Here is an 11,529-nt window from a genome sequence, read left to right on the forward strand (position 1 = left end):
CGCGCCCGGGGGGGCCCCCCGCCCCCCCCCCCTGGGGGGGTTCCCGGGGGCCCCCGCCGGGCCCCCCCCCCCGCTCGCCAACACGGAGACCCCGTCAGCCAAAGCCCTTGTCTTTGCCTTTGCCTTCAGTCAGCCAAGCCCGCCGGCACGCGAACCCTTACTGCAGCAGCGACCGCAGCATCCAGGCGTACTTCTCGTGGGTCTGCAGACGCTGGGTCATCAGATCCTCGGTCGGTGCGTCGTCCGCATCATCGGCCACGTCCAGCACTTTGCGCGCCGTACGGCACACCGCCTCGTTGGCAGTGACCAACTGGCGTACCATCTCACGCCAGTCCGCGCTGTCGGTCAGGCCCGGCTCCTCGGCAATCGAGGTCAGGGCCGCGAACTCGCGGTACGAGCCCGGGGCATTGAAGCCCAGTGCACGGATGCGTTCAGCCACGTCATCCAGGGCCGCCCATTGTTCGGTGTACTGGGTCTCGAACATCGTGTGCAGCGAGTTGAACATCGACCCGGTCACGTTCCAATGGAAATTGTGGGTCTTCAGGTAGAGCGTGAACGCATCGGCTTGGAAGGCCGACAGCCCATCGGCGATCTTCTTGCGATCGCCCTCCTTGATCCCGATATCAATGTTCGGGGCCGACGGGGCTGCCGCGCCGAGCTTCTGCTTGGCCGTCTTGGGCTTTGCCGGGGTCTTGGTCGTCTTCGCCATGGGAGAACTCCTTATGGATGGGATGAATCGGATGGCCTTCACAATAGATCAGACTACCCTTTCAGTAGTAAACAAAAGTTCTAAACGAATCGATTGATGAGCGCTATCGAAAAACCACATGCAGCACGCCTGGCCCAGCAGCAGGCCGCCATCAACGGGGCCATGAGCCGCGACCGCGGTCGTTTGCTGGGGATGCTCTCGCGTTGGCGGGCCAAGCCCGCGGATGCGGGGCTGGCGGCGGCGTTCGAGCAGGCCTTGCAGGCATCCGTGCAGCGCCGTGAAGCACGTGCGCTGAATCAGCCGACCATCACTCTGGACGAGCAGTTGCCGATTGCGCGTGAAGCCGAGGCCATCACCGCCCTGATCCGCGACCATCAGGTCGTGGTGATCGCCGGTGAAACCGGTTCGGGCAAAACCACCCAGCTGCCCAAGCTGTGCCTGGCTGCCGGCCGTGGCACGGCCGGCATGATCGGCTGCACCCAGCCGCGACGGATCGCCGCGCGTGCGGTGGCGACCCGCGTCGCGCAGGAGCTGCAGTCCGAGCTGGGCACCACCGTGGGTTACCAGGTGCGCTTCACCGATCGCGTTGGTGACGATACCCGCATCAAGTTCATGACCGACGGCATTCTGCTGGCCGAGATCAGCAGCGACCGCTGGCTGTCCAACTACGACACGATCATCGTCGACGAGGCGCACGAACGCAGCCTCAACATCGATTTCCTGCTGGGTTATCTGAAGCAACTGCTGAAGAAGCGCCCCGACCTCAAGCTGATCGTCACCTCGGCGACCATCGATACCTCACGCTTTGCGCAGCACTTCGATGATGCCCCGGTGATCAGCGTGGAAGGCCGGACGTTCCCGGTGGAGGTGCGTTACCGCCCGCTGGAAGGCGAGGGCGGTGGCGAGGCCGACGGTGGGCGCGATGGCGAGCGCACCGTGAATGACGCGGTGGTCGCGGCAGTGGATGAAATCACCCGCATCGATCCGCGCGGCGACATCCTGCTGTTCTTCCCCGGCGAGCGCGAGATTCGCGACGCGCACCAGTCGCTGGAACGACGCAAGTACCGTGGTACCGACGTGCTGCCGCTGTATGCGCGGCTGTCGGTCAAGGATCAGGATCTGGTCTTCAACCCGGGCGCCAACCGGCGCATCGTGCTGGCCACCAACGTCGCTGAAACCTCGCTGACGGTGCCGCGCATCCGCTATGTGATCGACCCCGGTTTCGCCCGCATCAAGCGTTACAGCCCGCGCCAGAAACTGGACCGTCTGCACATCGAAGCGGTCTCGCAGGCCAGCGCCAACCAGCGCAAAGGCCGTTGCGGCCGTGTGTCCGAAGGCATCTGCTACCGACTGTATTCCGAAGCGGATTTCCAGTCCCGCCCGGAGTTCACCGATCCGGAAATCCGCCGCTCCAGCCTGTCCGGGGTGATCCTGCGGATGCTGCAGCTGGGTCTGGGCAAGATCGAGGATTTCCCGTTCCTGGAGGCGCCGGATGAGCGCGCCATTGCCGATGGCTGGCAGCAGCTGGGTGAGCTGGGAGCGGTGGATGCCGAGCGCCGCCTGACCCCGATCGGTCGCCAGATGGCGCGCTTGCCGGTGGACGTCAAACTGGCCCGCATGCTGGTCGCCGCACAGGCGCAGGGCTGCCTGCGGCCGATGCTGGTGATCGCCTCGTTCCTGGGTATCCAGGATCCGCGCGAGCGCCCACCGGAAGCGCGCGCCGCGGCTGATAACGCGCATGCGCTGTTCGCTGATGGGCGTTCGGAATTCGTGGGAGTGCTGCGCCTGTGGGATGGCTACCGCCAAGCCCATGAAGACCTGACCCAGTCCAAGCTGCGCGACTGGTGTGGGCGGCATTTCCTCGGCTTCCTGCGCATGCGCGAATGGCGTGAGCTGCATCGTCAGCTGCGCGTGCTGTGCGAGGAGCTGGGCTGGAGCGAGGAGCCCGCCGAGACGTCGCTGGCACCGTTGCTGGCCGGGTCCTCCGCGCCGGCACCGGCGCGCGATGACGAGGCCAGGATCAAGGCGACGCGCGGCCAGCAGCACCGTGCCGCGCGCTTGGCTCGTGAAGGAAAGTCCGAGCCGGCGCCGGTCGAAAACAAGGCCGCGCCCGTCAAGGGTGTCGACCCGGAGGCGCGCAACGCTTTCACCGACAAGGTGCGTGCCGCTGCCTACCAGACTCTCCACCGCGCGCTGATCGCCGGCCTGCCCACGCAGATCGGCCACCGCAGCGACAAGGGCGACTTCCTCGCACCGCGCCAGCGCCGCTTCCTGCCATTCCCGGGTTCGACGTTGGCCAAGCGGCCGCCGCCATGGCTGTTGACTGCCACGCTGCTGGATACCCAGAAAATCTGGGGCCTGACCAACGCGGCGATCGAGCCGGACTGGGTCATCAACGAGCTGCCGCACCTGTTGCTGCGCAAGCACTTCGACCCGCACTGGTCGCGCGCGCAGGGCCAGGTACTGGCCTCGGAGCAGATAAGTCTGTTCGGGCTGGTGCTGGCACCGAAGAAGCCGGTGCACTACGGCCGCATCGCCCCGGGTGAGGCGCACGACATCTTCGTGCGCCAGGCCTTGGTGACCGGCGAAATCAACACCCGTGCCGGCTTCGTCGCCGACAACCTCAAGGTGCTGGAGCAGGCGCGCGAAGAAGAGGCCAAGCTGCGCCGTGCGGGCATCGTGGCCGATGAGGGCTGGCAGGCACGCTGGTACCTGGACCGGATTCCGGCCGAGATCCATTCGGCGATGGGTTTGGATACCTGGTGGAAGGCACTGGCACCGGAGAAACGCCGCGCGCTTTCGTGGACACTGGCCGATCTGCTGCCGGGCGAGGGCAGCGATGCCGAACGGTATCCGGCGTATCTGCCGCTGGGCGATGCGCGGCTGCCACTGCATTACACCTTCGAGCCGGGCGCCGACGAAGACGGTGTGACGCTGGACGTGCCGTTGCACCTGCTCAACGCGCTCGATCCGGCGCGGTTGTCATGGTTGGCACCGGGCTTTGTCGCTGACAAGGCCGCTGCGTTGATCCGCAGCCTGCCCAAGGCGATGCGCCGCAACTATGTGCCCGCTCCGGACTTTGGCCGCGCCTTTGCCGAAGCCTTCGCCGAGCCCACCGCCGATGACATCCGTGGCGAGCTGGCACGGTTCCTGTCACGGGCGACGGGGGCCACGCTGGCCGCAACGGATTTCGACGACACGGCGCTGGACGCACATCTGCGCATGAATCTGCGCCTGCGCGATGCCGATGGCCAGGTGATGGCGACCTCGCGCGATCTGGATGCGCTGCGCGCGCGCTTTGGCGACAAGGCCGGTGATGCGTTTGCCGCACGCGCCGGACGCGCGCTGGCAGCGGACGGACTGCGCGCGTTCCCGGCCAGTCCGATCCCCCTCCAGGTGCCTGGTGAAGCGGGCGTGCCTGCGTATCCGGCGCTGGTCGATCAAGGTGAGACGGCGGCGCTGAAGATTTTTGCCGATCGCAACGAGGCGTTGGAACAGCATCCGCTCGGCGTGCGTCGATTGCTGGAGATCGCGCTGGCCGACAAGGCCAAGCAGGCCCGCAAGCAGTTGCCGGTGCCGCCCAAGACCGGGCTGTTGTATGCCGCCATCGAGTCGCAGGAGCGCCTGCGTGGCGATCTGGTCGATGCGGCGATGAATGCGGTGTTGGCCGAGGGGCTGGGCGATATCCGCGATCCCGACGCGTTCGCCAAGCGCAGTGCCGAGGCCGGCAAAGCCTTGTTCGGCGAGGCGATGTCACGGTTGAAGCTGGCCGAGAACATCCTGGCCCATGTGGCCGAACTCAAGCCGCAGCTGGAAGCGCCGCTGATGGGCTGGGCACGGGGCAACCTGGACGACATGGAGCAGCAGCTGGCGGCGCTGGTCCATCCCGGCTTCCTGCGCGAGACCCCTGCCGATGCCTTGGCGCAGCTGCCGCGTTACCTGCGGGCGATGATCCTGCGGACCGAACGTGCCAAGCGCGATCCGCCGCGTGATCAGGCGCGGATGCTGGAGCTGCGGCCGTTCGTGGACGCATTGGCCCAGGCCGAGGCGCGCGGCCTGCGGCAACGACCGCAATGGCAGGACCTGCGCTGGGATCTGGAAGAGCTGCGGGTGTCGCTGTTCGCCCAGGAGCTGGGCGCCAGGACGGGCATTTCGGCCAAGAAGCTTGCCCAGCGCGTGGCGGCGCTGCAGAAGGCCTGATCCGACCCTTGCCACTTGCCCCGTGCCCTTACGGCACGGGGCGCTGGGATTACTTGACGCGGCGGACCTTGGCGCGGGTGTTGTTGCCTTCCACGCGTAGATACCACACGCCGGAAATGCCCGGAATGACTGACACCTTCGCATCGGTTCTGCGCACGCCGGCTACGGCCGCCGCATCCGTCTGCTCCCACACCTGTCCGTTGGCGAGCGTATAGGTGCGGCCCTTGCCAAAGCCGGTGAATTCGCCCGGCAGCGTGCTGTCGATGGGGTCCTTGCTGCCGAAGTCGAAGAAGCCGCGGTTCTTGACGATGACCTCCTGGCGGCCTTCTTCGCGGGCCTGTTCGCGCACCTGCTCACGCACCTGCTCGCGTGCATCGGCGGCTGCCGCAGCCACCTTGCCCTGCAGCCAGTTGTTGAGCGAGGCCATTTCCTGTGGGCTGAGCTTGTCCAGCCCGGCCGCCTTGAATTCGGCCGGCGACATCTGCTGCTGGAGATCGCCATCAACCACACGCTGGGCCAGGGCCGGCAGCGAAAGACTCATCAGAACGGCCGCGCAGGCCAACAACCGCAGACGGGAATAGCGCATGGCAGGGTCTCTCCTAGGAATGGCCGCAGTGTAGTGCCAGCGCCCCGGCATGTGCACATGCAGGCGACGGCGATTGTAGGGGGGACGCTGCGGCGCTAGTGTAGGTGGCCTCTATCTTGTCTGTACGATGCTGTGAACCGCGCTTCTGCCCCCGGCCTGGATGCCTTGTTGAACCGTCCCTCGGTGGCTTCGCTGCCGCCTGAACTGCGTGAGGCGTTGCTGCAGCGCTGGCAGTTGCCCGAGGCCGATCCGGACATGCGCGTGGGTTGGCCGGTGCTGGCCGACACCCTCGATGCCCTCTCGCTGCTGTCGGCCGACGAGTCGGCGTTGTTGGCCACGCTGTTGTTCGACCTGCCGTGGCTGCGTGCGGGCATGGATGCGTTGCCGCTGGGCGCCCTCAAGCCGGTGATCGTCGGTCTGCTCGATGGCCAGGATGCGGCCGACCAGGTCTGGGCACTGCATGCCGGTCGTGAGGCCGGGCGCAACAGTGAGGGCCTGCGTCGTCTGCTGCTGTCGATCATCCGTGATCTGCGCGTGGTTCCCATCCTGCTCGCCAGGCAGCTGGCCCGCATGCGCGGTGCCGATCGCCTGCCCGAAGACGAGCGCCGCGCGCTGGCCCAGCTCACCCGCGACATCCACGCGCCGCTGGCCAACCGGCTGGGCATCTGGCAGCTGAAGTGGGAGCTGGAGGATCTGGCGTTCCGCCATCTGGAGCCGGAAACCTACCGTCGCATCGCGCGTGAGGTCGATGAAACCCGTCTGGCCCGCGAGCGCTATGTCGAGGGCGTCAAGAAAGCGCTCTCGCGTGAGTTGTTGGCGCAGGGCATCCGTGCCGAGGTCAGCGGCCGCCCGAAGCACATCTACAGCATCTGGCGGAAGATGCAGAAGAAGCGACTGGCGTTCGAGCAGTTGTACGACATCCGCGCCGTGCGCGTGATGGTGGACGATGTGGCCGCCTGCTACGCCGCGCTGGGCGTGGTGCATGCCCTGTGGGCGCCGGTGCCGAGCGAGTTCGATGACTACATCGCGCGCCCGAAGGCCAATGATTACCGCTCGCTGCATACCGCCGTGGTCGGCCCGGAAGGGCGCACCATCGAAGTGCAGATCCGTACCCATGACATGCATGCCCAGGCCGAGCTGGGTGTCGCCGCGCATTGGCGCTACAAGGAAGGCAGCAAGGGTGCGGAGAAGGCGTTCGATCGCAAGATCACCTGGATGCGCCAGTTGCTGGAGCAATCCCAGGAGGGCCATGCCGGCGAACTGGCCGGCGCGCTGGATGCCGAACTGACCGAAGACCGGGTCTACGCGCTCAGCCCCAAGGACGAGGTGATGGACCTGCCGCAGGGCGCCACGCCGCTGGATTTTGCCTACCACGTGCATACGATGGTCGGGCATCGCTGCCGCGGGGCGAAGGTCAATGGCCGCATCGTGCCGCTGACCTACCGCCTGCGCAGCGGCGACCGCGTCGAGATCCTGACCGGCAAAGAAGCCGATCCGCGCCGCGACTGGCTGCTCGCCTCCGGCGGTTTCCTGGCCAGCAACCGCTCGCGTGACAAGGTGCGCGGCTGGTTCCACAAGCTGGACCGCGCGCGCAACGTGCAGGCCGGCCGCGAGCTGCTTGAACGCGAGCTCAAGCGCCTGGGCCTGCAGCACGCCGATCTGACCATCGCGGTGAAGAAGTTTCATGCCGACAGCGTTGATGATCTCTACATCCAGGTCGCCTTGGGCGACACCGGGCCGAACCAGGTCAGCCGCACGCTGCTGGAAGCCGAGCGGGCCGCCAGCCAGCCGGCGGTGCCCGCCCTGCCGCGCCCGACCGCGCGGCGCGACAGCGTGCGCAGCGCCAACTTCACCGTCCAGGGCGTCGGCAATCTGCTGGTACAGCTGGCGCGCTGCTGCCAGCCAGTGGCCGGTGAGCCGATCGTGGGCTATCTGACCCGTGCCCGCGGCGTCACCGTGCACCGCACCGATTGCGCTGCGCTGGCGCGGCTGGCGGCGGCCAGTCCACAGCGCATCCTGCCGGTGGAGTGGGGCCAGGCCGGCGGTGGTTACGAAGTGGATGTGGTGGTCGACGCGGTCGACCGGCGCTGGCTGCTCAAGGACATCACCAACCTGATCGCGCAGGAGGATGCCTACGTGCTGGACATCCACAGCGACAACGTCCGCAACAGCGGGCGGGCGCATCTGCGCCTGCGCCTGAAGGTCAGCGATTACGGGCAGCTGTCCACCCTGCTGGGCAAGCTGGACGCGCTGCCCGGCGTCAGCGAAGCCCGGCGTCTAGGCTGACCTCACGTGCCCCACGCTAGGCTCGCGGCATGAGCCGGGACGATGACAGGCATGATGCCGCGCACGAGGCGCTGCGGCGGGTACGCCGCGAGGGCCGCTGGTGGTGGCTGCAGGCGCGCCACGCCCGGCGCATCTGGCGCTGGGCGGCGCTGGTGGCAGTGCTCTTGTTCGTCAGCCTGGCGTTGCTGCGGCGGCCCTTGGCCAACTGGTTCTGGAATGAGCCGCAGATCGAGCAACTGCTGGACCAGGGCGATCGTGCGTTGGCGGCAGGACGGCTGACCCTGCCCGATGGCAGCGGTGCGCGTGAGTCATATCAAGCGGCATTGGCGCTGGACAATGACCGGCTGCAGGCCCGTACCGGGCTCGCCCGGACCGGCCAGGCCGCGCTGCAGCAGGCACGCGATGCGCTGGAGCGGGGCGATCATGACGCAGCGACCGCCGCCTTGGCGCTGGCCCGCGACCTGCAGGTACCGCAACGCGATGCCGATGCACTGGCCCAGCAGCTTCGCGCGCGCGATCAGGCCCGCGCCGGGATCGGCACGTTGCTCGGCCGTGCCGAAGCGGCCCTGCAGGCGCAACGACTCGATGGCAGCCCGGACAGCGCCTTGCCCCTGTTCCAGCAGGTGCTGGCACTGATGCCCAACCAGCTGCGCGCACTGGAAGGACGTGAGGACGCGTTGTCCGACCTTCTGCAGCAGGCACGCACTGCAGCGGACCGCGGCGATGTCGCACGCGCGGCGGCGCTGGTGCGCAGCGCGCGTGGTTTCGATGCGGGGCATGTAGACCTGCCGGCGACCCAGGAAGCGTTGAACAATGCGTTGGAGCGCCGTCAGCGTGAGGGCGAGGCGGCCCTGCGCCGGCAGAAGCTGGAGGCGGCGGCCGATGCCTTCGCGGCTGTGCTGTCAGCCCTGCCCGATGACACTGCCGCGTACCGAGGGCAGCTGCAGGTAGCCGACGCGCAGTTGATGAGGGCGACCCGTCAGGCCGGCAATTTCCGTTTCGACGAGGCCACCCGGTCGCTGCAGGCTGCCGAAGCATTGGGGGCGTCCACGCGTGCGCTCGAGACGGTGCGGCATACGATCGAACAGGCCCGCCGTTCCCAGGCAGCGTTGACGACCCCGGCGGTGCCACGCGCCCAGCGCAAACGCACCCTTCAGCGTCTGCTCGAGCGCCTGGACGATGCGGAGGGCGCCGGGCAGTTCCTTGAGCCCCCCGGGCGTAGTGCCTACGACGCCCTGCGCGAAGCCCAGGGAGTTGCACCGCAGGATCCGCGCGTGCGGGCGGCCGCACAGCGCCTGCTGCCGGCGAGCCGGCAGTGCTTCGAGGATCGGTTGCGCGAGAACCGTGTTCTGGCAGCCGGTGCGTGCCTGGATGCCTGGCAGACCCTGTCGAGCAACGATGCGGGGCAGGCCGCTGCGCGGCGTCGGCTGGCGCAGCGCTGGCTGGCCATCGGCAGCGAGCGCCTGGGATCGGGCGACATCGCCTTCGCGCAGCAGGCATTGATGCAGGCCCGCCGCTGGCAACCGGACCTGCCCGAGCTGCCGGCGTTCGCCGAGCGCCTGCGCAGCGCCGGCGGCGGGGCGGCCAGTTAGGCCAGGAAGACCCGCTGCACCGTGGCGCGGGCGGCATCGAGCGAGAAGTGGTCCACGATGTTCTGCAGCCCGGCGCTGGAGAGCCGACGCCACAATGCCTCGTCCTGGTACAACCGCACCACGGCCTGCGCGAACGCCTCGGCATCATCGGCCACCAGCACATCCTCGCCGTCGCGCAGGTGCATGCCTTCGACACCACAGGTGGTGGCGACGACCGGCTGGCCATGCGCCATGCTCAGATTGACCTTGCCCTTGACCCCGGCACCAAAGCGCAGCGGCGCGACCGCGATGCGTACGCCATCCATGTAGGGCACGACATCCGGCACGAAGCCATGGATCTCCACGCCTGGCTGCGTCGCCGCAAGGTCACGCAGCGCATCGGGCACTGCAGCGCCGATGCAGTGGAAACGGATGTCGGGCAACTGTGCGCGGATCCGCGCAAAGACCTCGCCAATGAACCACTGCATGGCATCCAGGTTCGGCGGATGGCGGAAGCCGCCAACGAAGACCAGATCGCGACGTTCGGCCCAGTCCGGGCCGGCACCGGCCACTTCGTGCAGATTGGAGATCAGTTCCACCGTCGCGCCCGGGGCATCCACGCGCAGCTGTTCGCGCTCGGCTGCGCTGACCAGTACGGTCACTGCCACCTGCGCCATCACCTCAAGCTCGCGCGCGCGCGTGCGCTCGGCATTGCGCAGCAGCCCGGCATCCCCCGCGATCTCCGCGCCGCGACGCTCGCGCAGGTAATGCAGGTCGACGGTGTCGAAGACGGTGCGTGCCTTCGGGGCGAAACTGCGCAGCAGCGGCAGGCATTCGTGCGCGACGTGATAGCGCACCATCATCACCACATCGAAGCGGGCGCCATTGGCGCGCAGCCACGGAGCGACGCCGACCAGGTACGGCGCGTACCAGACCTCGACCCCGAGCGCCTGCAGCGCCGCTGTCGCCGCGCCGCCATGCTCGCGACGGGTCGGCACGAACACGACATGCACGCCCTCCTCGAGCAGCATGCGGATCAGGTTGTACTGGCGCAGCGAGGCCGAGTCGCGGTCCGGCTGCGGCACCTCTTCATCCAGGATCAGGACCTGGCGTTGATGACGATGCAGCAGGGCAGGGGAGGGCACGCTGCCTACGGCGGGCTGCGCTGTCAGCGCGTTGGCCCACTTGGCTGCGAAGATGCTGCGGTTGCGGACCTGGTAGGCCTTGATCCCGCTGCCGGTATCAGTGCCGTTGCTGGTGCCCTCGTCATGCAGCACGCGGCTGGCCGGTTGCACCAGCACGCGATGCCCGCTGGCGCGCACCGCGAACGCCAGATCGGTGTCTTCGTAGTACGCCGGTTTATAGCGCAGATCGAATCCGCCCAGCGCATCCCACAGCGCGCGCGGGATCATCACCGCCGCGCCGGAGCAGTAGTCGGCATCGCGCAGCGCGCTGTAGCGGGGATCTTCGGGCGATTCGAAACGGCCATAGCTCCAGCCGCTGCCGTCCTGGAAGATCACGCCGCCCGATTCCTGCAGGCGGCCATCAGGGTAGAGCAGCTGTGAACCGACCAGGCCGGCGTGCGGCACGCGCGCGAAGGTGGCCAGCAGGGCATCCAGCCAGCCCGGCTGCGGTACGGTGTCGTTGTTGAGCAGCACGATGTACTGGCCACGCGAACGCGCCACACCATCGTTGCAGGCCTCGATGAAGCCGCCGTTGCTTGCCCGCACTTCGTAGCGCAGGCCGTTGATCTGCGGCATCCAGGCCGTCGTTTCATCGCTGCTGCCGTCGTCCACCACCACGATCTCGCACGCGACCTGCGGCGGATGCGCGGCCAGCGCCCGCAGGCAGGCCAGGGTATGCGAGGCGTGGTTGTAGACCGGAATGATGATGCTGACCACCGGCGCGTCGCTGGCCGGGACGCTGAACGGTGCGAACGGCGCAGCCCCGGGCAGATACAGCGCCGCCCCGCGTGGCGCGGGAACAGCCTGGGTGTGGACCCGGATGCGCTGCCAGGTGGCGCGCCAGCCCCGGGTGCGCAGACTGGCCAGACTGCGACGGAACAGGCCGGTCATGCGGTTCAGGAAATAGCGAGCATCGGCCAAGGACATCGACATCCCGTTGCAACTCCAGCTTAAGCGGGGGAACCCGGGAGAACGCGCTGCTCGCGGTGGCTG

The 11,529-nt window shown here is 67.9% G+C and carries 6 protein-coding genes; 3 read left to right on the plus strand and 3 right to left on the minus strand.

Annotated elements, in window-relative coordinates:
• Positions 1–157 precede the first annotated feature (157 nt).
• Positions 158–709, minus strand: coding sequence for a Dps family protein (locus ABE464_RS18010; protein WP_019185151.1), 552 nt, complete (start codon positions 707–709; stop codon positions 158–160).
• Positions 710–805: 96 nt separating this feature from the next.
• Here ABE464_RS18010 and hrpA point away from each other — a divergent pair, with 96 nt between their 5' ends.
• Positions 806–4,909 carry an ATP-dependent RNA helicase HrpA gene (gene hrpA / locus ABE464_RS18015; protein WP_346473044.1) on the plus strand — a complete coding sequence of 1,368 codons (4,104 nt, stop codon included), beginning with the start codon at positions 806–808 and terminating at the stop codon, positions 4,907–4,909.
• A 49-nt stretch (positions 4,910–4,958) separates the two neighbouring features.
• Here hrpA and ABE464_RS18020 read toward each other — a convergent pair whose 3' ends face one another.
• Entirely contained in the window at positions 4,959–5,495 is a 537-nt protein-coding gene (locus tag ABE464_RS18020) for a hypothetical protein (protein WP_346473045.1), read from the minus strand.
• Positions 5,496–5,627: 132 nt separating this feature from the next.
• Here ABE464_RS18020 and ABE464_RS18025 point away from each other — a divergent pair, with 132 nt between their 5' ends.
• Together ABE464_RS18025 and ABE464_RS18030 are read left to right on the plus strand one after the other, a co-directional pair.
• The gene (locus ABE464_RS18025; RefSeq protein ID WP_346473046.1) at positions 5,628–7,781 is read left to right on the plus strand and encodes a bifunctional (p)ppGpp synthetase/guanosine-3',5'-bis(diphosphate) 3'-pyrophosphohydrolase; all 2,154 of its coding nucleotides are present in this window, start codon (positions 5,628–5,630) and stop codon (positions 7,779–7,781) included.
• Positions 7,782–7,810: 29 nt separating this feature from the next.
• Entirely contained in the window at positions 7,811–9,373 is a 1,563-nt protein-coding gene (locus ABE464_RS18030; protein ID WP_346473047.1) for a hypothetical protein, read from the plus strand.
• On the opposite strand, the gene ABE464_RS18035 is transcribed toward ABE464_RS18030, so the two are convergent.
• Positions 9,370–11,469 (minus strand): glycosyltransferase, encoded by a 2,100-nt coding sequence (locus ABE464_RS18035; RefSeq protein ID WP_346473048.1) that lies wholly within the window; start codon positions 11,467–11,469, stop codon positions 9,370–9,372. The two genes, ABE464_RS18030 and ABE464_RS18035, sit on opposite strands and share 4 nt — an antisense overlap.
• Positions 11,470–11,529: the final 60 nt, after the last annotated feature.

This window comes from Stenotrophomonas sp. TWI587 (assembly GCF_039674145.1).
Lineage (GTDB): Bacteria > Pseudomonadota > Gammaproteobacteria > Xanthomonadales > Xanthomonadaceae > Stenotrophomonas > Stenotrophomonas maltophilia_AY.